The organism is Actinokineospora alba, from assembly GCF_004362515.1.
Lineage (GTDB): Bacteria > Actinomycetota > Actinomycetes > Mycobacteriales > Pseudonocardiaceae > Actinokineospora > Actinokineospora alba.
This window is the reverse complement of record NZ_SNXU01000001.1, coordinates 122546-145560: the sequence shown is the minus strand read 5'-3', so window position 1 is coordinate 145560 and position 23015 is coordinate 122546. Positions and strand designations below refer to the sequence as shown.

The 23015-nt window shown below is 70.8% G+C and carries 24 protein-coding genes; 14 read left to right on the top strand and 10 right to left on the bottom strand.

Translation table 11 applies throughout. The features are described 5' to 3' along the window. Nucleotides 1-43 precede the first annotated feature (43 nt). The 3 genes from C8E96_RS00675 to cofC form a co-directional block, all read right to left on the bottom strand. On the bottom strand, nt 44-913 hold the full coding sequence (locus C8E96_RS00675; protein WP_133794954.1) for an NUDIX hydrolase: 870 nt from the start codon (nt 911-913) through the stop codon (nt 44-46). 7 nt (nt 914-920) lie between these two features. Further along, nucleotides 921-3071: an RNA degradosome polyphosphate kinase gene (locus C8E96_RS00670; protein WP_228769728.1), complete on the bottom strand. Its 2151-nt coding sequence runs from the start codon at nt 3069-3071 to the stop codon at nt 921-923. Between the two features lie 113 nt (nt 3072-3184). After that, nucleotides 3185-3811 carry a 2-phospho-L-lactate guanylyltransferase gene (cofC, locus tag C8E96_RS00665; RefSeq protein ID WP_091371394.1) on the bottom strand — a complete coding sequence of 209 codons (627 nt, stop codon included), beginning with the start codon at nt 3809-3811 and terminating at the stop codon, nt 3185-3187. 107 nt (nt 3812-3918) lie between these two features. Between cofC and C8E96_RS00660 the strand changes: the two genes are divergently transcribed. Genes C8E96_RS00660 through C8E96_RS00650 form a run of 3 tightly spaced genes read left to right on the top strand, consistent with a single transcriptional unit; the run spans nt 3919 to nt 6729 of the window. Beyond that, nucleotides 3919-4641 (top strand): lysophospholipid acyltransferase family protein, encoded by a 723-nt coding sequence (locus C8E96_RS00660; protein WP_091370834.1) that lies wholly within the window; start codon nt 3919-3921, stop codon nt 4639-4641. 1 nt (nt 4642) lies between these two features. Beyond that, on the top strand, nt 4643-5644 hold the full coding sequence (locus tag C8E96_RS00655) for an NAD(P)H-dependent glycerol-3-phosphate dehydrogenase (protein WP_091370836.1): 1002 nt from the start codon (nt 4643-4645) through the stop codon (nt 5642-5644). Beyond that, nucleotides 5641-6729: a cystathionine gamma-lyase gene (locus C8E96_RS00650; protein WP_091370838.1), complete on the top strand. Its 1089-nt coding sequence runs from the start codon at nt 5641-5643 to the stop codon at nt 6727-6729. The genes C8E96_RS00655 and C8E96_RS00650 overlap by 4 nt, the downstream gene beginning before the upstream one ends. 173 nt (nt 6730-6902) lie before the next feature. On the opposite strand, the gene C8E96_RS00645 is transcribed toward C8E96_RS00650, so the two are convergent. Next, nucleotides 6903-7625, bottom strand: a complete 723-nt coding sequence (locus C8E96_RS00645; RefSeq protein WP_091370840.1) for an anti-sigma factor — start codon at nt 7623-7625, stop codon at nt 6903-6905. Then, nucleotides 7622-8218 (bottom strand): sigma-70 family RNA polymerase sigma factor, encoded by a 597-nt coding sequence (locus C8E96_RS00640; RefSeq protein WP_091370842.1) that lies wholly within the window; start codon nt 8216-8218, stop codon nt 7622-7624. The genes C8E96_RS00645 and C8E96_RS00640 overlap by 4 nt, the downstream gene beginning before the upstream one ends. A gap of 269 nt (nt 8219-8487) precedes the next feature. Between C8E96_RS00640 and C8E96_RS00635 the strand changes: the two genes are divergently transcribed. Further along, complete coding sequence (locus tag C8E96_RS00635; RefSeq protein ID WP_091371396.1) at nt 8488-8961, top strand: cysteine dioxygenase; 474 nt, start codon at nt 8488-8490, stop codon at nt 8959-8961. On the opposite strand, the gene C8E96_RS00630 is transcribed toward C8E96_RS00635, so the two are convergent. Continuing rightward, on the bottom strand, nt 8939-9391 hold the full coding sequence (locus C8E96_RS00630) for a DUF1203 domain-containing protein (RefSeq protein ID WP_091370845.1): 453 nt from the start codon (nt 9389-9391) through the stop codon (nt 8939-8941). The genes C8E96_RS00635 and C8E96_RS00630 overlap by 23 nt on opposite strands. A gap of 39 nt (nt 9392-9430) precedes the next feature. Further along, on the bottom strand, nt 9431-10093 hold the full coding sequence (locus C8E96_RS00625) for a pyridoxamine 5'-phosphate oxidase family protein (protein ID WP_091370847.1): 663 nt from the start codon (nt 10091-10093) through the stop codon (nt 9431-9433). 69 nt (nt 10094-10162) lie between these two features. Between C8E96_RS00625 and pdxR the strand changes: the two genes are divergently transcribed. Together pdxR and C8E96_RS00615 are read left to right on the top strand one after the other, a co-directional pair. Then, nucleotides 10163-11587 carry a MocR-like pyridoxine biosynthesis transcription factor PdxR gene (pdxR, locus tag C8E96_RS00620; RefSeq protein WP_091370849.1) on the top strand — a complete coding sequence of 475 codons (1425 nt, stop codon included), beginning with the start codon at nt 10163-10165 and terminating at the stop codon, nt 11585-11587. Nucleotides 11588-11598: 11 nt separating this feature from the next. Beyond that, nucleotides 11599-12690, top strand: coding sequence for a D-alanine--D-alanine ligase family protein (locus C8E96_RS00615; protein WP_091370851.1), 1092 nt, complete (start codon nt 11599-11601; stop codon nt 12688-12690). On the opposite strand, the gene C8E96_RS00610 is transcribed toward C8E96_RS00615, so the two are convergent. Beyond that, nucleotides 12687-13250, bottom strand: a complete 564-nt coding sequence (locus C8E96_RS00610; protein WP_091370853.1) for a DUF3515 domain-containing protein — start codon at nt 13248-13250, stop codon at nt 12687-12689. The genes C8E96_RS00615 and C8E96_RS00610 overlap by 4 nt on opposite strands. A gap of 19 nt (nt 13251-13269) precedes the next feature. After that, the gene (locus C8E96_RS00605) at nt 13270-13503 is read right to left on the bottom strand and encodes an Lrp/AsnC ligand binding domain-containing protein (protein ID WP_091370855.1); all 234 of its coding nucleotides are present in this window, start codon (nt 13501-13503) and stop codon (nt 13270-13272) included. A gap of 109 nt (nt 13504-13612) precedes the next feature. Between C8E96_RS00605 and C8E96_RS00600 the strand changes: the two genes are divergently transcribed. From C8E96_RS00600 to C8E96_RS00580, 5 genes are all read left to right on the top strand, one after another. Beyond that, on the top strand, nt 13613-14578 hold the full coding sequence (locus C8E96_RS00600) for a thiamine-phosphate kinase (protein ID WP_091370857.1): 966 nt from the start codon (nt 13613-13615) through the stop codon (nt 14576-14578). 139 nt (nt 14579-14717) lie between these two features. Continuing rightward, the gene (locus tag C8E96_RS00595) at nt 14718-15194 is read left to right on the top strand and encodes a GNAT family N-acetyltransferase (protein WP_091370859.1); all 477 of its coding nucleotides are present in this window, start codon (nt 14718-14720) and stop codon (nt 15192-15194) included. After that, complete coding sequence (locus tag C8E96_RS00590; RefSeq protein WP_091370861.1) at nt 15167-15688, top strand: gamma carbonic anhydrase family protein; 522 nt, start codon at nt 15167-15169, stop codon at nt 15686-15688. Before C8E96_RS00595 ends, C8E96_RS00590 begins: the two co-directional genes overlap by 28 nt. 15 nt (nt 15689-15703) lie before the next feature. Next, nucleotides 15704-16378, top strand: coding sequence for a uracil-DNA glycosylase (locus C8E96_RS00585; RefSeq protein ID WP_091370863.1), 675 nt, complete (start codon nt 15704-15706; stop codon nt 16376-16378). 154 nt (nt 16379-16532) lie between these two features. Then, nucleotides 16533-17720: an MFS transporter gene (locus C8E96_RS00580; RefSeq protein WP_324187083.1), complete on the top strand. Its 1188-nt coding sequence runs from the start codon at nt 16533-16535 to the stop codon at nt 17718-17720. 38 nt (nt 17721-17758) lie between these two features. Here the strand turns inward: C8E96_RS00580 and rpmB are convergent, their stop codons facing one another. Next, a complete protein-coding gene (rpmB, locus tag C8E96_RS00575) occupies nt 17759-17950 on the bottom strand; it encodes a 50S ribosomal protein L28 (protein WP_054294989.1) in 192 nt (63 codons plus the stop codon). A gap of 178 nt (nt 17951-18128) precedes the next feature. Here rpmB and C8E96_RS00570 point away from each other — a divergent pair, with 178 nt between their 5' ends. The 3 genes from C8E96_RS00570 to C8E96_RS00560 all read left to right on the top strand — a co-directional run bounded on the left by C8E96_RS00570 (nt 18129) and on the right by C8E96_RS00560 (nt 23011). Continuing rightward, the gene (locus tag C8E96_RS00570) at nt 18129-19763 is read left to right on the top strand and encodes a DAK2 domain-containing protein (RefSeq protein ID WP_166658207.1); all 1635 of its coding nucleotides are present in this window, start codon (nt 18129-18131) and stop codon (nt 19761-19763) included. 91 nt (nt 19764-19854) lie between these two features. Further along, nucleotides 19855-22038, top strand: a complete 2184-nt coding sequence (gene recG, locus C8E96_RS00565; RefSeq protein WP_091370870.1) for an ATP-dependent DNA helicase RecG — start codon at nt 19855-19857, stop codon at nt 22036-22038. A 94-nt stretch (nt 22039-22132) separates the two neighbouring features. Further along, nucleotides 22133-23011: a HalD/BesD family halogenase gene (locus tag C8E96_RS00560; protein WP_407642592.1), complete on the top strand. Its 879-nt coding sequence runs from the start codon at nt 22133-22135 to the stop codon at nt 23009-23011. The last annotated feature ends 4 nt before the right edge of the window (nt 23012-23015 follow it).

The window sequence follows — 23015 nt, the reverse complement described above, 5'->3', positions numbered from 1 at the left end:
CCCCCGAAACGTCACCGCGACCGAGCGGGGTGGGGTAGCTGGGCTATGTGTTGGTCGCCTGCCTTATATACAGAGCGCCCACCATTCGTTCCCCGACGAACGAGAGGACCCACATGCTGCCTTTGCGGCTGTGGGCCTCGCCAACGTCCACACTGGAATCCTCGGCAAGGCCCCTGACCAGGTCGGGAATCACTCCGCCCTGGCTGCACACGACCGCCGTCCCGCTCTCGCTGACGATCTCCTGCAGCCGTCCCATGGCCTTGTCCAGCGGAGCGGACTCCACCAGCCTCGGTTCCATCCGCACCTCCACCCGCAGCCGCTCAGCGACCCGCTGGACGGTCTGCACGCACCGGGTTTTCGGTGCCGAGTGCACCCGGTCGGGACCGAACAGTGGAATCAGCTTCGCGAGCGCTTTCGCCTCCACCCGGCCGGTCTTCGACAGTGGTCGCTCGTCGTCCGGGCCCGGCCATTTGTCCTTGCGGCCGGCGTGGCCGTGGCGCACCAGGAGCAGGGTCGTGGTTTCCGGGCCGTGCTCGCAGAAAGTCGCCAACACCGCGCGGTCGTGGTCGTACGTCAGCCGGGCCGCCGCCGCAGTGGGTGTCAGCCATTCCAGCTTGTCGACCTCGTCGTTGACGGTGAACTCTCCGTCGACGACCCGGGCCGCGAAGTAGTCGACGGACTTCGGCACCCCGTCCACCGCGTACGACACAAGGCCCAGCGACCGGCCCAGGGCGCAGCGGAACCCCGTCTCCTCGGCGACTTCCCGCACCGCCGCGGCGTAGCGGGACTCGCCGTCGTCGAGCTTTCCCTTGGGCAGCGTCCAGTCTCCGTACCGCGGGCGGTGCACCACGGCGATCTCGACCTCCGCCGCCCGCCGCCACAGCACGGCTCCGGCGGCGAGGATGGGCTTCATCACGGGGCTACCCCAGGGCTCGGTGGCGCTTGAGAAGTTCGGCCTGGTGGTCGCGCACCGAAGTCGCGCCCACCGGTGAGGGGTGCCAGTCGCCGTTGCCGGAGAGGACCCAGCAGCGGGTCGCCGGGTGCAGGGCCGAGTCCAGCATGTCGTCCAACTGTCTGGTGAGGCGCTTGTCGGTGACCCGCAGTTGGACCTCCACGCGCCGGTCGAGGTTGCGGTGCATCATGTCGGCGCTGCCGATCCAGTGCTCGTCGCAGCCCTTGAACACGAACACCCGCGAGTGCTCCAGGAACCGGCCCAGGATGGACCGCACCACGATGTTCTCGCTCAGCCCGGGGATCCCCGGCTTGAGCGCGCAGATGCCGCGCACCACGATCTCCACCGGCACCCCGGCCTGCGACGCCCGGTAGAGCGAGTCGATGACCTGCTCGTCCACCAACGAGTTGACCTTGATGCGAATCCCGGCGGGCCTGCCCGCGCGCTGGTGGGCGATCTCGTCGTCGACCCGTTCGATGATCCCGCGCCGCACACCGTAAGGCGCCACGAGCAGCCCCCGGTAGGTGTCCTGCCGGGCGTATCCGGTGAGCACGTTGAACAAGTCGGTCAGGTCCGCGCCGATGGTGGGCTCGGCGGTGAGCAAGCCGACGTCCTCATAGAGCCGCGCGGTCTTCGGGTTGTAGTTGCCCGTGCCGATGTGGCAGTAGCGGCGGATCGTGGACCCCTCCTGCCGCACCACGAGCGAGATCTTGCAGTGCGTCTTGAGACCCACCAGCCCGTACACCACGTGCACGCCCGCCTTCTCCAGCGCGCGCGCCCACTTGATGTTCGCCTGCTCGTCGAACCGGGCCTTCAGCTCCACCAGCGCCACGACCTGCTTGCCCGCCTCGGCCGCGTCGATCAGGGCGTCGACGATGGGGGAGTCGCCGGAGGTGCGGTACAGCGTCTGCTTGATGGCCAGCACATGCGGGTCGCTCGCGGCCTGCTCGACGAAGCGCTGCACGCTCGTGGAGAACGAGTCGTACGGGTGGTGCACCATCACGTCGCCCTCGCGCAGGGTGGCGAAGATGCTCTTCGGGGTCTCGCGTTCGCCGAACGCCGGGTGCGTGGCGGGCACGACGACCGGGTCCTTGAGCTCCTTGCGGTCCACGCTGTAGAGCTGCCACAGGCACGACAGGTCCAGCAGTCCCTGCACGACGACGACGTCGTTGGGGTGGACCTCCAACTCGCGCAGCAGCAGTTCGAGCATGTGCTCGGTCATGTCGCCCGCGACCTCCAGGCGCACCGACGCGCCGAAGCGGCGCTGCGCCAGCTCCCTTTCCAGGGCCTGCAACAGGTCCTCGTCGCGGTCCTCCTCGACCTCGAGGTCGGCGTTGCGGGTGACCCGGAACGCGTGCACCCCGGTGACGTCCATGCCCGCGAACAGGGTGTTGCGGTGCGCGGCGATCAGTTCCTCCAGCGGCAGGAAGATCGCGACCTGCTCGTCGGCGCTGCGGTCGATCGGCACCAGCCGCGGCACGTTGTCCGGCACCTTGACCCGGGCGAAGCGCTCGATGCCGCCCTCCGGGTCGCGCACCGTCACCGCGAGGTTGAGCGACAGGCCGGAGATATAGGGGAACGGGTGCGCGGGGTCGACGGCCAGCGGTGTGAGCACCGGGAAGACCTGGTCGCGGTAATAAGCCGACAGGCGGGTGCGCTCGTCGTCGGTGATCTCGTTCCACGTGGCGATGCGGATTCCGCGCTCGGCCAGCTCCGGGCGCACCCGCTCCTCGAATGCCCGCGAGTGCTGCTCGACGAGTTCCTGGTTGCGCTTGGCGATGTAGGCCAGCTGTTCGCGCGGGGTCAGGCCGTCGGCGCTGCGGACCGACAGGCCCGTCTCGTTGCGCCGCTTGAGGCCGGCGACGCGCACCATATAGAACTCGTCGAGGTTCGAGGCGAAGATCGCCAGGAACTTGGCTCGCTCGAGCAACGGCTGCGAAGAGTCCTCGGCCAGGGCGAGCACGCGCGCGTTGAAGTCCAACCAGGACAGTTCGCGGTTGAGATACCGGTCGTCGGGCAGGTCGGTCACGGCCGCCGCGGGGGTCACCGCGGGCGGTGCGGACGGCAGCGCACGCGGCTCGGCCGCGCGGCTTTCGGTCGCCGCGGCCGGAGGGGCGATGACCTTCTCGTCGGTGTTCTCGCTGCTCTGACTGCTCTGGGTGCTCACGGGATCCCATTGTTCAGCAAGAACCGGCCATCAGCCCACTGTCGGGCGAACCTGGCGGTTAATTCTCAGCACACCCTTCGGATACCTTCGACCACTTGGCTGGTGCGGGGTCCGACACCCAACGCCATGGCCTCGCTGAGGTCCGCCGCGGTGTCCACGTCACAGCGCAGCGTGGCGAGTCCGGCGCCCACCATCAGGGCCGTGCGGCCGTGGGCGAGCGCCGACCCCGCGCCGAACCTCGGGACGAGCGCTGTGGCCGCGGCGGCGATGAGCAGCGTGGTGCCGGTGCCCTCCCGGTCCGCGACGAACGCGCGGGCGCCCGCGGCCCGGTCGATCGCGGTGCCCAGGTCCGCTGGGCGCAGTGCGGGCAGGTCGGCCTGCAGCGCGCCGACAGTGGTGTCCGGGTCGTCGGCGAGCAGGACGTCCGCGCCGAACCGCAGGGCCGCGTTGAGACCCGGCAGCCCGCGCTCGTCGACGCACTCCGCCCCGGTGGCCGCCACCGCCTCGGTCACCCGCTCGTCCTCGCAGACGACCAGGACCCGGCGCACGCCGGGGGCCGCGACGGCGGCGGTGAGGGTGTCGACGAGCAGGGCGAGCACGAGTTCGCGGTGCCCCGCCGGACCGCCCGGCACCGTGCCGCGCAGCCGCGATTTCGCCCGGTCGAGGTGCTTCACCGGGACCACGAGGTCCACCACAACCCGAGATCCTGCCGGCTCGCCCGATGGCACCCCGTCTGGACCGGAGGCGGGGTCGCCAGGGAGACTCACGGGCCACGGCAGCGCGAAGAGGAGGACGAACGTTGGGCAAGCGCGAGAAGGGTGGGTTCTGGGTCGGTGCGGCCGCCGCCGCTTTCTACCCGATGACCTGGTTGGGCAAGCGCACCTACGTGGGCGGCGACAAGCTGCCCCGCACCGGGGCCGCGCTGCTCGTGATGAACCACGTCTCGCACCTCGACCCGCCCAACGACGCCGTGTTCGTGCACCGCAACAAGCGGGTGCCGAGGTTCATGGCCAAGGACAGCCTGTTCAAGGTGCCGATCTTCGGCCGCATCCTCAAGGGCTCCGGCGGCATCCCCGTCTACCGTGGGTCGTCGGAGGCCAAGGACAGCCTGCGGGCCGCGCATGAGGCACTCCAGGAGGGCAAGGTCGTGGTGATCTACCCCGAAGGCACCATCAGCAAGGACCCGACGGGCTGGCCGATGCGGGCCCGCACCGGGGTGGCGCGGCTGGCCCTGGAGAACGACGTCCCGGTGCTGCCCGCCGCGCGCTGGGGCACCAACGACATCTGGGACGGGTACACCAAGAAGTTCCGCCCGCTGCCGCGCAAGCACGTGCGCACTGTTGTCGGTGACCCCGTGGATCTCTCGGCGTACCGCGGCAAGCCCATCACCAACCAGTTGCTTCGCGAGGTCACCGACCTGCTGATGACTCAAGTCCGCGATTTGCTGGCCGAGATCCGCGAGGAGCAGCCGCCCGCCGAGTTCTTCCGGCCCGGCGCCAAGCGCGACGAGACCGCGAGCTGACATGGCCGAGATCACCGTTCTGGGCGCCGGATCGTGGGGCACCACCTTCGCCAAGGTCATGGCCGACAGCGGGCGCGAAGTCACCCTGTGGGCTCGCCGGGGCTCGGTGTCGGAGGCCATCGAGCGCCACCGGGAGAACGCCGAGTACCTGCCGGGCGTGCGGCTCCCGGACACCCTGAGGTCCACTTCGGACCCGAGGGTGGCGCTCGACGGCGCGCACACGGTCGTGCTCGCCGTCCCGAGCCAGAGCCTGCGGCACAACCTGGCGGCGTGGTCGTCGCTGCTGCCGCCGGACGCGACCCTGGTGAGCCTGGCCAAGGGCGTGGAACTGGGCACGCTCAAGCGGATGAGCGAGGTCGTCGTCGACATCACCGGTGTCGACGAGGACCGGGTCGCGGTGGTGTCGGGACCGAACCTCGCCTTGGAGATCGCCCAGGAGCAGCCGACCGCGTCGGTCATCGCCTGCCGCGACCACGACCGCGCGGTCGCGCTGCAGGAGCTGTGCACGAACAGCTACTTCCGGCCGTACACGATCACCGACGTCATCGGCTGCGAGATCGGCGGCGCCTGCAAGAACGTCATCGCGCTGTCCTGCGGCATGGCCACCGGCCTCGGCTTCGGCGCGAACACCCTGGCCACGCTGATCACCCGCGGCCTCGCCGAGACCGCCCGCCTCGGCGCGGCGCTCGGCGCGGACCCGCTGACCTTCTCCGGGCTCGCGGGGTTGGGCGACCTGGTCGCCACCTGCTCCTCGCCGCTGTCGCGCAACCGGACCTTCGGCGCGCGCCTGGGCAAGGGCGAGACCGTCGCGCAGGCCCAGGCCGCCGCGCAGGGCCAGGTCGCCGAAGGCGTGAAGTCCTGCTCCTCGATCCGCGAACTCGCCCAGCGGCACGGGGTCGAGATGCCGATCACCGAGGTCGTCCACCGGGTCTGCCACGACGGTTTCGACCCGCGCGAGATGGCGGGCGAGCTGATCGGCCGCAAGACGAAGCCGGAACGATGACCCTCGGCGACGGCACCCGCTGCGTGCACGCCGGACTGCCCCCGGCCGAACCCGGTGCCCCGGTGGGGCCGCAGCCGGTGCTCGCCTCGCAGTTCCACCTCGGCGGCGCACACTCCTATGGCCGCGCCGACAACCCGACCTGGGACGCACTGGAGTCGGCGATCGGCGACCTCGACGGCGGCACATGTGTCGTCTTCGCCTCCGGCATGGCCGCCACGACGTCCCTGCTGCGCACGGTGCTTCGCGCGGGGGACACTGTCGTGCTCCCGTCGGACGGCTACTACCTGACCCGCACCTACGTCCGCGACAACCTGGCCGCGCTGGACCTGACGGTCCGTGAACTGCCGACCGGCATGGTGTGGACGGCGGACATGGTCGAGGGCGCCCGCCTGGTGATCGTCGAGACGCCGTCGAACCCCCGGTTGGACGTGTGCGACATCGCCGCCGTGGCCGACCTCGCCCACGCGGCGGGCGCGCTGATGGCGGTCGACAACACCACGGCGACCCCACTGGGCCAACGTCCCCTCTCCCTGGGCGCGGACGTGGTCTTCGCCAGCGACACCAAAGCACTCGCGGGCCACAGCGATGTGGTGCTCGGCCACATCAGCACCGCCGACCCGGACCTGGCGGCCCGTCTCCGCTCGGAGCGCACCGGCAGCGGGAGCGTCCCGGGCCCGTTCGAGGTCTGGCTGGCGCACCGGGGTCTGGGAACCCTGGATCTGCGGCTGGCACGGCAGGCGGAGAACGCGGCAGCCGTTTACGAGGCGCTGCGTGAGCACCCGCGAATCCGCGGGATCCGCTGGCCCGGCTCGGAACACGACCCCGCACACGAACTCGCGTCCCGCCAGATGCGCCGCTTCGGCGGAGTGGTCACCTTCGAGTTGGAGTCGGCGCAGGCAGCGGACACCTTCGTCGCCACCACCACCTTGGTCTCCTCGGCCACCAGCTTCGGCGGCCTCCACTCCACCGCCGACCGCCGAGCCCGCTGGGGCGACCCAGTCCCCGACGGCCTACTCCGCTTCTCCTGCGGCTGCGAAGACCCCACCGACCTGGTCGCCGACATCCTCACCGCCCTGGACACCTGACCCGACCGTCGAACTCACCCGCCTGAACGTCGAACTCACTCGCCCGAAGGGGCGACTCACTTGCCAGAAGGGGCGACTCGCGACCATCGCGAGTCGCCCCGTCCAGCGAACGAGTCGCCCTTTCCGGCAAGTGAGTTCGACGTTCAGGCGAGTGAGTTCGACATTCGGGTGGGTCAAGCGGGGAGGGTCATGGCCATGACGGGGTCGGTGGTGGGTTGGCGGGAGCCGCCGGCGGGTTCCACGGTCACGCCGATCGCCACGGCATCGCCGACGCCGGAGGCGTCGAGCAGGTGGGCCTTGCCGCGTTCGTCAGGGGTGAGCAGGCCGATCGAGCGCTTCTCGCCGCCGATCAGCCACACCTGATACGTCTTCCCCGCGGGCGCGGCCGGAATCTTGTCGGCCAGCAGCATCACCTGCCCACGTTCCCGCGACACCACAACAGTCCCGCTGAGCCCCGCGGGCGTCGACCCGTTGACCACCCGGGCATCCGACGCCGACAGCAGCTCCGCCATCGCCGCCCCCTGCCGCCGACCCGCGTCCAAGTCCCGCTGGGTCTGCACCAGCGCCACCCCGAGCGCCACCGACACCACCAGCAGCGCGGCCGCCGCCATGCCCAGGATCCGGGTCGACCACCGCTTGCGCCGCACCGCGAGTTCGTCGCCGATCGGCGGCAGCTGCCGGACGTCCCCGATGCGGGTCATCACCGCCGCCTTCATCGCCGCGGGCGGTCGTGCGGCCGCGGCCTCGCCGAGCCGAGTCGCCGTCGCCTCCAGTTCGCGCACTTCCTCGGCGCACGACTCGCACTCCGCGAGGTGGCGTTCGAAGTCCGCGCGTTCGGTCTCGGTGACGGCGTTGAGCACGTACGCGCCGGTCAGCGCGTGGATGTCCGGGGTCATCGGGCCACCCCCAAGCAGTCGCGCAGACGGATGAGTCCGTCCCTGAGCCGAGTCTTGACCGTGCCGAGCGGCGTGTCGAGCAGTTCCGACACTTCCTTGTACGTGAGCCCGCGGTAGTACGCGAGTTCGACCGATTCGCGCTGCAGGTCGGTGAGCGAGGCCAGGCAGCGGCGCACCTGCTCGTACTCCAGGCGGGTGCTCACCTGCTCGGCGACCTCGTCGAAGGGCCGCGTGGTCTCGCGGCGGAACGCCTTGTCCTCACGGTCGGTCGCCGACTGCGCCGAGCGGACACGGTCGACCGCGCGGCGATGGGCCAGGGTCATGACCCAGGTCATCGCGCTGCCCCGATCGGGGGCGAATCTGGCGGCGGTCCGCCACAGCTCGAGCATCACTTCCTGGGTCACCTCCTCCGACTGCGCCGGATCCCGGACAACGCGTCGCACCAGCCCGAACACGGGCGCCGAGACAAGGTCGTAGAGCGCGTCGAACGCCTGCTCGTCGCCCCGCGCGACCCGCTGCAGCAGCGCGCCCGCGTCCGGGGGCAGCTCCGTATCGGGCACGCTCCCCGTGATCCGTCGAACCCGGTCGGCCATGGCCACCCGCTCTCATCCGTCCAACCCCGACAGCAGGCATTCGGCGCCCTGGCGGGTGCGGATGGGTCGTCTCAGCAACTGGGCGCCTTTGACGGCCGCCCGGACTCATGGTTCCCTATTCCCATGCTGTTCCGCGCCATGACCGGCCGACGGGGTCACATCGACCTCTGTCGTGTCGCCGGCGCGCTCTGTCTCTGTCGGTGATCCAGCCCGCCCTGCGACCTGATCCGGTCGTGTCGTGCTCGTGCATCCCGAGAAGAGACTTGAAGATGTTCGCCGTTCCCCCGAACACCATCGCCCTCGGCGGTACCCCGGCTCTCGCGCACCCGGCGCTGATCGCCCGCGAGTACGCGCTGGACCGCGACCGCTGGCGCGACCTGCTCAGCTACGACCCGGACGAGCGCTTCACCGCGCTCATCGACCGCACGGACGGCCAGGAGGTCTGGCTGATGTCGTGGCTGCCGGGCCAGGGCACCGACCTGCACGACCACGGCTCGGTCGCGGGCGCGTTCACCGTCGTGTCCGGGGTCCTGACCGAGCGGGTGGCCCGCGGCGGCGCCCGGCCCGCCGAGGTGCTGCACCCGGTGACCGTCGGCCAGACCCGCGTCTTCGGCCCCGGCTACGTCCACCAGGTCACCAACGCCGGAACCGACCCCGCGGTGAGCATCCACGTCTACCGCGAGGGCCGTCCGCCCATGGGCCACTACCGGCTCGACCCGCTCACCGGCCCGCAGCCCGTGTGACCGTGAACATGTAGCAGCCGTAGGCGATGTTGCGGCTGTGCACCCAGGCCACGTCCGGGTCCGCCAGCTGCTTGGCGATCACGCCTTGTGGGTCCTGTCCGTCGTGGACCGTCGTCGACGGGTGGATCCAGCCCCGCCTGTCGTAGGCGCGCAACACCTGCGGTTTGCCCAGCCAGTCGGACGGATACCGGTCGGTCGCGGCGGGACCGTCGCAGTCGGCCGGGTGCGCGAACACCGCGCCCTTCTCCCGATAGGGACTGTCCCAGGGCAGCGGCGGCTCGTAGTTGAACAGGATCAGCTCTTCACCCGCGACGGCGTTGCGCAGGCAGCACCGCAGCGGTTCGCCGCCGCCCGCGGTCCACGGTTGCGCGGGCTTCGAGCGGACCTCGGCGAGGACGGCGGCGGGAATGGCATGGAATTCGAACGTCATGCGCCCAGCCTGTCCGCGCCCGCCCGCCCGAGCCGGCGGCTATCGGACCTCGCGCGCGACCACGTGCTCCGGCGCCGCGACACCCTCGGGAAGCAGCTCACACGGTTCCGGCTCGCCCCAGACCTGGTGCAGGGGAAGCACACCGGCCCACACCCGGTTCGCCGCGATGTCGTCTTCGTCGTCGCCTGGCCCGCCCGCGCGCACTTTGACCGCCGCCTCGGTGAGGTCGATCGCGAGCACGGAGGTCTGCGCCAGCTCCTTGGTGTTGGGCACGCGCGCGTAGTCCCAGGACCCTGGGGCGGCATGCTCGGTGACCAGCTTGAGCGCGTGGCACTTCGCGTCCGGGTCGGTCACCGCGGTCGCCGTGGCGTGCACGACCGCCGACCGGTAGTTCATCGAGTGGTTGAACACAGACCGCGAGTACACGATCCCGTCGACCAGGGTCACCGCGACGCACACCTCGACACCCGCGCCCGCGGTCCGCAGGCTCAGGGCGCCGGTCGAGCCGTGGACATAGAGCGTGTCGCCATCGCGGCCGTAGGCGGTCGGCAAGACCACGGGCGCGCCGTCGATGATCGTGGACAGGTGGCAGACCAGGCCGGAGTCGAGGATCGAGTACAGGACCGCGCGGTCGGCGACGGCGCGCTTCTTGCCCCGGCGGACGGTGCTGCGACTGGTCGGGGAGAGCGGTGTCTGGGTCACCCGACTAGCCTGGCCGAGTAGAGTGGCATCCCAATAGGGCCACAGCTCAGCAATTTCAGGAGTCCACTTATGGCGGAGAGTCCAGCGCTGCCGGTCACCCTCGACCGCGAGTCCGCCACTCCACTCGCGGTGCAGCTCGCCGAGGAGCTGCGGGCCGCGGCGGGCGACGGCAGGCTCCGCAGCGGCGACCGGCTGCCCTCCACGCGCGCGCTGGCCGCGCAGCTCGACGTCAGTCGCACGGTCACGGCCGCCGCCTACGAGCAGTTGCACGCCGAGGGCTGGATCGCGGGTCGCCACGGCTCCGGCACCTACATCACCACCGAGCCGCCGGGCTCGCTGCGCGCCAAGCCGCGCAGGCCCCGCTCGGACGTCATCGCCGCCGACGCCGTCGACCTCACCCCCGGATCGCCCTGGGCGGGCGGCATCGACCGCTCCGCGTGGCGGCGGGCCTGGCGCGGTGCGGCGGACATCGCACCGCTGTCCCGGCCGCAGCGGGCAGGCCTGCCCGCGTACCGGGCCATCGTCGCCGAGCACCTGCTGCGGCACCGGGGACTGCGGGTGAGCGGCGAGTTCGACGACGGCGGCGAAGGCGAGTCCGTCCTGGCCACCGGCGGCACGACGGCCGCGGTGAGCGAACTGGCCGCGGCCGTGCTGCGCCGGGGCGACACCGTCGCCGTCGAGGAACCCGGGTACCAGCGGGCCGTCCACACCCTGCGCGCCGCGGGCCTGCGGGTCGTGCCCGCCTATGTCGACGCCGACGGGCTGCTCCTCGACGCGCTGCCCGCCGCCACCAAGCTGATCTACTGCTCGCCCGCCCACCAGTACCCGCTGGGCCGCCGGATGTCCGCGGGCAGGCGGGTCGAGCTGGTCGAACGCGCCCGCCGCGAGGGCTGGCTGGTGGTCGAGGACGACTACGACGGCGAACTGCGCTACGACGTCGCCCCACTGCCCCTGCTCGCCGCGCTCGCCCCGGACGTCGTGGTGCACCTGGGCACCACCAGCAAGATCCTCACCCCGACGCTGGGCACCGGCTGGATGGTCGCGCCCCCGTCCGTCGTCACCGCCGTCCTCGAACACCGCGACCGGTGCGGCACCAGCCCGGCCGCCGCCGGCCAGCTCGTGCTCGTCGAACTCGCGCGCAACGGCGACCTGGGCAGACACCTGCGCAAACTCCGCCGCGAACTTTCCGAGCGCCGTGCGCTGCTCGTCGACGCGTTGGAGGCGGCCGCCATCCCGATGATCGGCGACGACGCGGGCGCGCACCTGGTCGTCCCGCTCGACTCCGCCGAGGCCGAGCGCGCCCTGATCGACGAGGGCCTGCGCCGGGGCCTGCTGCTCGACGGGCTCGCCCGCCACCACAGCGGTCGGGCGAGCTGGTTCGGCATCGCCCTCGGGTACGCGGCGTGTTCCCGCGATCAGCTGCGGGCCGCGATCCCGGTGCTGGCGGAGCTGTTCGCCAGGTCGATCGGGTCCGCCGTTAGCCCATCCGGGTAGGGTCGTGACCCATGTCCAGCTCAAAGATCCGAGTCGCCGTCGTGTTCGGCGGACGCAGCACCGAGCACACGATTTCCTGTGTGTCCGCCGCGGGCGCGCTCGCCAACCTCGACCCGGAGCGCTTCGAGGTCCTGCCCGTCGGGATCACCCGCGAGGGCGCCTGGGTGCTCGGGCCGTCGGATCCCGCCGCGCTGCGCATCCAGGGCCGCGCGCTGCCCAGCGTCGAGGCGGGGACCGAGCTGACGCTGCCAGCCGACCCGACGTCGGGCCGCCTGGTGGTGTTGGAGAAGGGTCGCGAGGGCGAGGTGCTCTCGGCGGTGGACGTCGTCTTCCCGATGCTGCACGGCGCTTACGGCGAGGACGGCACCATCCAGGGCCTGCTGGAGATGGTCGGCCTGCCCTACGTCGGACCGGGCGTGCTCGCCAGCGCCGTGGCGATGGACAAGGGCTACACCAAGAAGCTGCTGATGGCCGAGGGGCTGCCAGTCGGCCCGTATGTCGAGCTGCGCCGCGAGCAGACCACGCTCGACGCCGCCGAGCGCGAGCGCCTGGGGCTGCCGGTGTTCGTCAAGCCGTCGCGCGCCGGATCGTCCACCGGCATCAGCCGCGTCACCGAGTGGGACCAGCTCGACGCGGCGATCGCGCACGCGCGCGAGATCGACCCGAAGGTCTTGATCGAGGCCGCGATTGTCGGCCGTGAGGTCGAATGCGGGGTCCTGGAGTTCCCGGACGGCCGGGTCGAGGCGTCGCAGCCCGCGGAGGTGCGGCTGGTCGACGGGATCGATTGGTACGACTTCGACTCCAAGTACCTCGACGACGTCTGCGAGCTCGACATCCCGGCCAAGCTCCCCGACGCCGTCAGCGAACGCCTGCGCGCCATGGCCGTCGAGGCGTTCCACGCGCTCGACTGCCAGGGCCTGGCCCGGGTGGATTTCTTCGTCGGCGAGGACGGCACGCTGACGATCAACGAGATCAACACCATGCCCGGCTTCACCCCCACCTCGGCGTATCCGAAGATGTGGGAGGTCACCGGCGTGGACTACCCGACGCTGCTGTCCACGCTCATCGACACCGCGATCGCCCGCGGAACCGGCCTGCGCTAAGGCTTGACCGGCTGCGCCGGGAGCGTGGCACCCACCACTTCGGACACTGTCTGCAGCGGCCCGGTGCCCACGCCCTGGGGCAGCGTCAGCGCGACGTGCACGGGCCGATCGACGACGAACCAGGTGGAGCTGCCAGTGCCCTCGATCGGCAGCCATTTCACGCCGGACACCTCACGCAGAGCTGAGGTCGGCGTCAGCTCGGCCGGTTTCGGCAGCCCGCAGCGCAACACGACGGGCGGGGCGATCCGGTCGCCCCAGGCGACGGCGCCCTGGGGGGCGGGGTCGGCCAGTGGCAGCTTCGACAAGGTCGTCCCAGCGCTGACCAGCGACGTGGGCAGGGCTTTGAGAACGGCCGTACAGTGCGTCGACCCCGAGTCGGGGGCGTCGACAGGAACCAGCCCTACCGGCCCGGTCTTGGGCACCGCGGAGGTCGTCGGAGCCGTCGGTTCGGACGGCAGGAACCGGCTCGCGATCACCACGCCGACCGCCAGCAGGCCCACGAGGACCACGGCGGCGATGACGGCGGCGCGAGGCGGCCCGGTCAGGGGCTGGTCACTCACCGGCCCACTAGACCACGGGTCAGAGGTGGACGACCGGGCAGGTCAGCGTGCGAGTGATGCCGTCCACATTCTGGATGCGGGCAACCACCAGTTGGCCCAGGAGGTCGACATTGTCGGCTTCGGCCCGGACGATGACGTCGTACGGCCCGGTGACATCCTCCGCTGTGGTGACCCCGGAGATCTCGGCGATCTCCGAGGCGACGGCAGCTGCCTTGCCGACTTCGGTCTGGATCAGGATGTAAGCGTGGACCACGGCGCGCCCCTTCGCGGCTAGGAGTCCCCAAGATGTAGGAACGTGTTCAGCAACGTACCCCAGTTCAGGATTCGTTGGGGGATCCGAACATCGGTGATCGGAGGAAGTCGTGCGACCGGATTCGACCCAGGGCCAGGAAACCGTGGCCGATGTGGGTGAGTTCGGTCTCATCCGCCGGATCACCGAGGGCCGCAAACAAGGCATTCCGACCTTGCTCGGCCCCGGCGACGACGCCGCGGTCGTGGCCGCCGTTGACGGCAGAGTCGTGGCCAGCACTGATGTGTTGGTCGAGGGAGTGCACTTCCGCTTCGACTGGTCGCCGCCGGACCAGGTGGGCCGCAAGGCGATCGCGGTGAACCTCGCCGACATCGCCGCCATGGGCGCGGTCCCCACGGCGGTGCTGGTCGGCCTGGCGTGTCCGTCGACCACGCCGGTGTCGGTGATCGACGAGCTGTCGGCGGGCATGTGGCACGAAGCGGGCCGGGCCCGCATCGGCATCATCGGCGGCGACATGGCCAACTCCGACACCATGGTGATCTCAGTCACGGCCCTCGGTGACCTGGAGGGCCGAATGCCGATCACCCGAGGCGGCGCCATGCCCGGAGACATCGTCGCGGTCGCCGGCCGCCTCGGCTGGAGCGCGGCCGGTCTGGCGGTGCTGGGCAGAGGTTTCCGCTCCCCGGTCACCGTCGTAGGAGCCCACCGCGCCCCCGAACCCCCCTACGCCGCCGGACCGCAGGCGGCGGACTGCGGAGCCACCGCGATGATCGACGTGTCCGATGGCCTCCTGGCAGACCTCGGCCACATCGGCGTCGCGTCCAATGTGGCCATCGATGTGCGGACGGACCTGATCGAGGTCCACCAGCGGTTGATCGACGTGGCCCAGGCACTCGGAGCGGACCCCCGCCACTGGGTCCTCACCGGCGGCGAGGACCACGCGCTGGCGGCGACGTTCCCCGACCCGGGCGCGATCCCGGAGGGCTGGCGCGCGATCGGGACGGTCACCCGCGGCTCGGGCGTGACTGTCGACGGCTCGACGTATGAGGGCGCGGCAGGCTGGCAGCACTGGCGCTAGTCGACGAAGCCGGCTCGCAGTCGCCTGGGAACTTGCGGAGTGTCATGGTTACGCGCTGTTGCGTGAGGTGATTGTTCCAGCAGCCCAAGGTGACAGACCTGACCTTTAGTCGCGCACTCGCATAAACGACAATCGGCCGGTGCGTATCGAAGCTCTGCCCTATGACCACCCGCACTCCCAGCTGCTCATCGACGAGGTCCAGCAGGAGTACGTGGTCCGCTACGGCACCCCCGACGAGACCCCGGTCGACCCCGCGGATTTCCTGCCGCCCAAGGGTCGCTTCTTCGTCGGCTACCTCGACGACCGCCCCCTGGTGACCGGCGCCTGGCGCGACCACGGGCACGGCACCGCCGAGATCAAGCGCATGTACGTCTCCCCGGACGGACGCGGCAAAGGTCTCGCGCGCCGGATGCTCGCCGAGATCGAGCGCACCGCCGCTGAGGCGGGCATCCAGAACCTGATCCTGGAGACCGGCCTGATGCAGCCCGAGGCCGTGGCGCTCTACAAGTCCTCCGGCTACACACCCGTTCCCGCGTTCGGCTACTACGCCGGGCACGAGCATTCCGTCCACCTCGGCAAGGAGATCGCGTGCCCGTCTACGCCCTCGGCGACCTGACGCCCACCATCCATCCCGACGCCTACGTCCACCCGGACGCCACGGTCATCGGGAACGTGACCCTGCACGCCGGTGCTTCCGTGTGGCCGCAGGCCGTCCTGCGCGGTGACGCCGGGGAGATCGTGGTGGGGGAGCGGACCAGCGTGCAGGACGGCACGGTCATCCACTGCACCCAGTTCCACCCCGCGATCATCGGCGCGGACTGCGTCATCGGGCACAACGTGCACATCGAGGGCGCCACCGTCGGCGACCGCTGCATGATCGCCTCGGGTTCGGTGCTGCTCAACGGTTCCGTGGTCGAGGACGGCGCCATCCTCGGTGCGGGCGCGGTCATGTCGTTCAACGGTTTCATCCCCGCCCGGTCGATGGCGCTGGGTGTCCCGGCGAAGGTCCGTGAGGGCCACGTTGTGCCCGAGGACATGACGTCGGGGATCGTGGAGGGCTACCTGCAGCACGCCAAGACCTACCGGGCGGGGCTGCGCAGGCTCGACTGAGTAAGGTTTTCCGGCGTGGCACGACCGCTGACTGAGATAGTCGAAGCCGGGTGGGCACAGGCCTTGGCCCCCGCCGCGGACAAGATCGCCGAGATGGGCGAATTCCTGCGCGCGGAGATCGCCGCCGGGCGCCGGTACCTGCCCGCCGGGGAGAACGTTCTCCGCGCCTTCCAACAGCCCTTCGCCGACGTGCGGGTGCTCGTGGTCGGCCAAGACCCGTACCCGACGCCGGGGCATGCGGTGGGGCTGTCGTTCTCGGTGGCGCCGGAGGTGCGGCCGATCCCGAAGAGCCTGGTCAACATCTACAAGGAGTACTGCGAGGACCTAGGTCACCCGCTGCCCTCCACCGGCGACCTCACCCCGTGGGCCGAACACGGCGTGCTGCTCCTCAACCGCGCGTTGACGGTGGAGCCGGGCAAGCCGAACTCCCACCAGGGCAAGGGCTGGGAGCAGGTGACCGAGCAGGCGATCCGCGCGCTGGCCGCCCGGGGTGGTCCGCTGGTGGCGATCCTGTGGGGCCGCAACGCCCGCAACCTCCGGCCGATGCTGGAACCCGTGCCCTGCATCGAGTCCCCGCACCCCAGTCCGCTGTCGGCGCACGCGGGGTTCTTCGGCTCGAAGCCGTTCAGCCGGGCGAACGCGCTGCTGGTCGAACAGGGAGCGGACCCAGTCGACTGGAAGTTGCCTTGACCAACGGTTTCCACCGATGTCGATCGGCCGTTAGGGAAATGGCTAGGACGACCGGGTGAACGGAAACCCGCCGGACTGCGCATCCCAGTAGCACGGTCCGGCAAGGGTGTGACGTCCGTTCAGTTCGCCCAAGATCGTCAGTAGCGTCGGCGATGTGCTGGGGCGACGCGATCTGATTTTGGTTGCATCCGGTTCCGCTGTGTCGATGTTCGGCACGGCCATCACGCTCATTGTGCTTCTGTTGCACGTCAAGGATTTCGGCGCCTACGCCGTCGTCGCGATCCTGATTGCCGAGTTCGTCCCGGTGACACTCGGCGCGCCGCTCGCCGGGTTGCTCGTGGACCGGTTGCCCAACCGCAGGCTGATGATCGTCGGCCAGTTGGTCCAAGCAGGCGCGGTGTTCGGGGTCGTGTCCGTGTTGGACCGGCTGCCGCTGGTGCTGGTCATGCTCGTGCTGCTCGGCTGCGGCACCGCCGTGGTCAACCCCGCCGCGGCCGCGCTGGTCCCGGTGATCTGCGGCGAACGCGATTCCACCCGCGGGTACGCCGTGGTCGCGACCGGACGGACACTCGGGATGCTCGGCGGGTCGGCCGCGGGTGGGCTGCTGGTGGCCGCGCTGGGCACCCGGGACGCCCTGTACCTCGACGCCGCCACCTACCTCGCCCAGGCGTGCCTGCTCGGCTTCGTGCGGGCCGAACGCGACCCGCGGGGGACGCGCACCCGGCGCAGGCGCGGTGCGGCGATGGCGGGCGCGCGGCACGTCGCGGCGGACCCGGTGCTGCGGGTCGCCCAGGTCAGCCTGGCGCTGGCGATGCTCGGGGTGATGATCGCCGACGTCGCCAACGTCTTCTACGTCATCGACGTGCTCCACGGCGGCGCCGCGACCCTGGGGATCCTGCACGCCGCGTGGATGATCGGCGTCTTCATCGGCGTGCGCCTGGCCGGGCGGGTGCGGACCGAGCGGGTGCTGCTGACCGGTCTCGGGCTGTCCTGCTGCACGATGGGCGCCGCGATGCTGGTGCCGGCGCTGCTGCCGTTCGCGGCGCCGGTGGCGGCGGGCTACCTGCTCGGCGGCGCGGCCAACGGCGTGCAGAACGTGTGCAACCAAGGGCTGGTGCGCTCGCGGACACCACAGGAACTGCGCGGGCGGGTGTTCGCCGCCGCCGGGGCGATCCTCATCGGGTCGAACGTGCTGGGCACCGTGCTCGGCGGCGCCGTGGTCGCGCTCGCCGGGGCCCGGTGGTCGTTCGCCATCGCGGGTGCGGCCTCGCTGCTGGCCGGGCTGGCCGCCTTGCGCGCACTGCGGGCTGTGGGCATGACAAAACCGGCGTCAGTGACCTGAGTCACCGACGCCGGTTTCGACGACAAGTTGCGGCAGCGTCAGCCGCGCACGACCTTGCCCGCCTTGAGGCAGGAGGTGCACACGTTCAGGCGCTTGCGCTGAGAAATGCCCAGCTTGGCGTGCACGGTCTGGATGTTCGGGTTCCAACGACGGTTGGTACGCCGATGGGAGTGCGAGACCGACTTGCCGAAGCCTGGCCCCTTGCCACAGACGTCGCACACGGCAGCCACGTCGAACTCCTTCAGGTTGCGGTGCCCATAAACGGATCTGTACATGGGCGCACATACGAGGGCCCCAGGGGCCCGGGCAGTCAGCACAGCGTAACGGGTGCCGGTGTGGTGTTCCAAACCGGGGCGGGACCCGGTCGCTACGCTGCCCGGATACCGCCGGATTTGGGGAGGCTGCGTGCTGCAGGCACTGGACGCGGGCGAGGTGCGTCGCTGGGCGGCGGCCTGCGTGCAGTCGATGGACGCCCACCGCGCGGCGATCGACCGGATCAACGTCTACCCGGTCGCCGACGGCGACACCGGCTCGAACCTGCTCAACACGCTGCGCGCGGCCCTCGAAGCGCTGCTGCGCGCACCGGTCATGGAGCGGTCGGACGCGGGTGGCGCGTTCGCCGTGCTGGCCAAAGGCGCGCTCGCGGGCGCGCGGGGCAACTCCGGGGTAATCATCTCGCAGTTGCTTCGCGGGATCGCCGAAACGGTCCGTGACCAGCGCGAAGTCGGCGGGCCCGAGCTGCGGGCGGCGCTGAAGCGGGGGGCTGAGCTGGCCACCGCGGCGGTGTCCAAGCCCGTGCCCGGCACCATGCTCAGCGTGCTCGACGCCGCCGCCTCCGCCACCGGGCCGGACAGCCTGCACGACGTGGCCGCCGCCGCCGCGATCGCCGCCGCTGAGGCGCTCGACCGCACCCCCGACCAGCTCGCCGTGCTCGCCGAGGCCGGTGTCGTCGACGCAGGCGGGCGCGGGGTCGTCGTGGTCCTCGACGCGCTGGTCGCGGTGATCGGCGGGAAGCCGCCCGAGCTGGCCGCGGCCGCCCGGGTCACCGCCGACGCGCCGATCGCCCCCCGGCGGGCGGAGAACCCGCTGGTCGCGGCTCGCGAGGCCGGATCGGACCTCTACGCCTACGAGGTCATGTACCTGCTGGAGAACGCCACCGAGGTCGACCGGCTGCGCGACGCGCTCGACGACCTCGGTGACTGCGTGTCCGTCGTCGGCGACGGCGCCGACCTGTGGACCGTCCACGTGCACTGCAACGACGTCGGCGCCGCCATCGAGGCCGGGATCGACGTCGGGCGGCCGCGCAAGATCCGGGTCGCGCGATTCGCCGACGCGGTCTCCGGCGAGGAGAGCCGCTACACGAAGGACCGGGCCGTGGTGGCCGCCGTGCGCGGCGACGACCTCGCGGAGCTGTTCCTGTCCGAGGGGGTCGCCGTGCTCCGGGTCGGCGACGCGGACGTGCCGACGCCATACGAGCTCTTGCAGGTGATCACCGGTACGGGCGCGGGTCACGTGACCGTGTTGCCGGGTGACGCCGGGCTGATGGAGATTGCCGACGAGGCCGCGATCCGCGCGGTCGCCGCCGGTCAGGACGTCGTGGTCGTGCCGTGCGCGTCCCCCGTCCAGGCGCTTGCCGCGATCGCGGTCCACGACCCGAGGCGCCGGTCAGGTGACGACGTGGTCGCCATGGCTGAGGCCGCGGCGGCGACCCGGCGCGGTGCGGTGCTGGTCGCCGCGGAGGCCGCGATCACCTGGATCGGCTCGTGCGAGGCGAACGACGTGGTCGGGTTCGCCGACGGCGAGGTCGTGTTGATCGAGCCCGGCCCGCCGCTGTCCGACGCGTTGATCAAGGTGGCGTGCGGGGTGGTCGAGCGGATGCTCGCGGTAGGCGGGGAACTGGTGACCGCGCTGCTCGGCCGCGACGCCCCCGATGGCCTCGCCGAGGCGCTGGCCGAGTACCTGCGCACCGCGCGGCCGGAAGCCGAACTGGTGGTCTACCGCGGCGGCCAGTCCGATTCGGTGCTCACGCTCGGCCTCGAATAGCCGGAGTTTGTCCACAGGCACGACGAGGGGCGCGTGCCGGTGTCGGTGTGAGTCGACATAATTGGGCGAGCCGAGTGCGGAACGGAGAAGTATGGCTTCGCTGAGCGAGAAGCTCGACCGGGTGGTGGGCAAGAAGTCGGCCGACGCGCTGAAGGCCGCGTTCTCCTTGGAGACCGCGGGCGAGCTGCTGCGCCACTACCCCCGCCGCTACGCAGAGCGCGGCAAGCTCACCGAGATCGCCGGGCTGGAGGTCGGCGAGCACGTCACGGTGATGGCGAAGGTCGTCTCGGTCAACAAGCGGCAGATGAAGACCAAGCGCGGGTCGATCATCGAGGTCGTCCTCACCGACGGCAGCAAGTCGCTGGAGTGTGCGTTCTTCAACCAGCCCTGGCACCTGGACAAGCTCAAGCCGGGGCTCAACGCGCTCTTCGCGGGCAAGGTCACCGCGTTCCGCAACAAGCTGCAGCTCGCCAACCCCGATTACCAGCTGTTCGAGTCGACCGACGAGGTCGACGCCGGGGAGTTCGCGGGCAGCCTGATCCCGGTCTACCCGGCCTCGGCGAAGATCCAGTCCTGGCAGATCGCCCAGTGCGTCAGCCAGACGCTGGGGATGCTCGACGAGATCGAGGACCCGTTCCCCGACGAGCTGCGCGACAAGCTCGGCCTCGCGGAGTACGACGCGTCGGTTCGCGCGATCCACCTGCCCGCCGACTGGGCCGACGTCGAGTCCGCGAAGACCCGGCTCAAGTGGGACGAGGCGCTGGCACTCCAGCTCGTGCTCGCCCAGCGGCGGATGGCCAGCGGCGCCCGCCCCGCGCCCGCGTGCCCGCCACGGCCGGACGGAATCCTCGACGCGTTCGACCAGCGGCTGCCGTTCACGCTCACCAAGGGCCAGGTCGAGGTCGGCCACGCGATCGCCGAGGACCTCTCCGGCAGCCACCCGATGAGCAGGCTGCTGCAAGGCGAAGTCGGCTCCGGCAAGACGATCGTGGCCCTGCGCGCGATGCTGCAGGTCGTCGACTCCGGTCGGCAGGCCGCGCTCCTCGCGCCCACGGAAGTCCTTGCCGCGCAACACGCCCGCTCGCTCGCCGAGATGCTGGGCGACCTCGCCCAGGGTGGTCAGCTCGGCGGCGCGGAGAACGCCACCAGCATCACGCTGCTCACCGGGTCCTTGACCGCGCCGCAACGCAAGCAGGCACTGCTCGACGCGGCCAGCGGCGCCGCGGGCATCGTCGTCGGCACGCACGCGCTGATCCAGGACAAGGTCTCCTTCGCCGACCTGGGTTTCGTCGTCGTCGACGAGCAGCACCGCTTCGGCGTCGAGCAGCGCGACGCCCTGCGCGCGCGGGCGGGGGAGAACGTCAGCCCGCACGTGCTGGTCATGACCGCGACGCCGATCCCGCGCACGGTCGCGATGACGGTCTACGGCGACCTGGAGACCTCGGCGCTGCGCGAACTCCCGGCGGGCCGGTCCCCGATCTCGACCAACGTCGTGCCGGTGTCGGAGAAGCCCGCGTGGCTCGACCGGGTCTGGGAGCGCATCCGCGAGGAGGTCTCCAAGGGCCACCAGGCCTACGTCGTCTGCCCGCGCATCGGCGAGGAGGCATCTTCGGAGGACACAAATGAGGGGGAACCCCCTAAGGACTCCGGGACCGACCGCAGGCCGCCGCTGGCCGTGGCCGACGTGGCGCCGCTACTGGCCGAGGGCGCGCTCGCGGGGCTGCGACTGGGCATCCTGCACGGGCGGCTGGCGCCCGACGAGAAGGACCGCGTGATGCGCGCGTTCGCGGCGGGCGAGATCGATGTGCTCGTCGCGACGACGGTCGTCGAGGTCGGCGTCAACGTGCCCAACGCGACCGCCATGGTGATCATGGACGCCGACCGGTTCGGTGTCAGCCAGCTCCACCAGCTGCGTGGCCGGGTCGGCCGAGGCAGCGCGCCGGGGCTGTGTCTGCTGGTCACGGAGATGCCGGGCGGCACCGCGACCCGCGACCGACTGGCCGCCGTGGCGTCCACTTTGGACGGTTTCGAGCTCGCCCGGCTCGACCTGGAGATGCGGCGCGAGGGCGACATCCTCGGGTCGAGCCAGTCCGGTTCGCGCTCCGGGCTCAAGATGCTGTCGCTGCTGCGCGACGAGGACGTCATCGCCGACGCCCGGGTCGTGGCCCAGGCGCTCATCGCCGACGACCCGGACCTCAAGCCGTATCCGGGATTGGCCACGATGGTCCGCCAACTGGTCGCCGAAGACCGGGCGGAATATCTGGAAAAGTCCTGAACTTAACGGATCTTGGTGTCCTGACACAATATGGCTACGATCACGAAAATTACCGCGCATTTCAGGTAGCGGTCGCTACTCGTGAGTCAAGACAATGAACCGCATGGTCGCTACGGAAGTCCGAGTGATCGACCGGGTGGTCGACACGGCTCGCTATCCGCTGACGGATCCGGCAAGCGGCGCGTGGCGAACCGCTGTTTCCCAGGCCCGTCAGGAATTGCGCACCGACGGCTGCAGTGTGCTGCCGGATTTCATCAGATCGGAACTGAGGGAGACGCTGCGCGCGGAGGGTGCGAGCGTCGCGCCGCTCGCCCACTACGACGTCGAGCAGGTCAACGCCTACAACATCCCGCTCGACGCCGACCTGCCCGAGGACCACCCCGGGCGCATGATTCTGGAGCGGGGCAACGCTTTCGTCGCCCGTGACCGCATCCCGGAGACCTCGCTCATCCACCAGCTCTACACCAGCGCGCTGTTCAAGCGATTCGTCGCCGAGTGCTTCGAGTTGCCGGAGCTGCACGAGTTCGCCGACCCGCTGGCCGGGTTGTGCCTCAATGTCGTGTCGCCGGGAATGGAACACCCGTGGCATTTCGACACGAACGAATTCACCGTGAGCATGCTGACCCAGGAATCGGCGGCGGGCGGCGTGTTCGAATACTGCCCGAATATCCGGTCCGGGCAGGCCGAGAACTTCGGCGAGGTGCGTGCGGTGCTGACCGGGAGTGGGGAACGGCTTATCCGCCGGCTTTCCCTGCGGCCCGGCGACCTGCAGTTGTTCAAAGGCCGCTATTCGCTGCACCGGGTGACCTCCGTGCGCGGCGAGACGGCCCGCCACTCGGCGATCTTCGCCTACAGCGAGCGTCCCGGCGTGATCGGCAATGTGGAACGGACCCGGCAGCTCTTCGGCCGCGTCCTGCCTGAACACCTGGCGGCCGCGGGGCGCGCCGTTCGAGGCGACCAGTTGTTGGACTAGGGAG

Excerpts from the sequence above, each read along its gene's own strand:
- C8E96_RS00640 (WP_091370842.1), bottom strand. The coding sequence starts at position 8,218 with ATGGCCGACCGGGTTCGACGGATCACGGGGAGCGTGCCCGATACGGAG.
- recG (WP_091370870.1), top strand. The coding sequence starts at position 19,855 with ATGGCTTCGCTGAGCGAGAAGCTCGACCGGGTGGTGGGCAAGAAGTCG.
- C8E96_RS00635 (WP_091371396.1), top strand. The coding sequence starts at position 8,488 with ATGTTCGCCGTTCCCCCGAACACCATCGCCCTCGGCGGTACCCCGGCT.
- C8E96_RS00560 (WP_407642592.1), top strand. The coding sequence starts at position 22,133 with ATGAACCGCATGGTCGCTACGGAAGTCCGAGTGATCGACCGGGTGGTC.
- C8E96_RS00650 (WP_091370838.1), top strand. The coding sequence starts at position 5,641 with ATGACCCTCGGCGACGGCACCCGCTGCGTGCACGCCGGACTGCCCCCG.
- C8E96_RS00615 (WP_091370851.1), top strand. The coding sequence starts at position 11,599 with ATGTCCAGCTCAAAGATCCGAGTCGCCGTCGTGTTCGGCGGACGCAGC.
- C8E96_RS00645 (WP_091370840.1), bottom strand. The coding sequence starts at position 7,625 with ATGACCCCGGACATCCACGCGCTGACCGGCGCGTACGTGCTCAACGCC.
- C8E96_RS00655 (WP_091370836.1), top strand. The coding sequence starts at position 4,643 with ATGGCCGAGATCACCGTTCTGGGCGCCGGATCGTGGGGCACCACCTTC.
- pdxR (WP_091370849.1), top strand. The coding sequence starts at position 10,163 with ATGGCGGAGAGTCCAGCGCTGCCGGTCACCCTCGACCGCGAGTCCGCC.
- C8E96_RS00630 (WP_091370845.1), bottom strand. The coding sequence starts at position 9,391 with ATGACGTTCGAATTCCATGCCATTCCCGCCGCCGTCCTCGCCGAGGTC.
- C8E96_RS00675 (WP_133794954.1), bottom strand. The coding sequence starts at position 913 with ATGAAGCCCATCCTCGCCGCCGGAGCCGTGCTGTGGCGGCGGGCGGCG.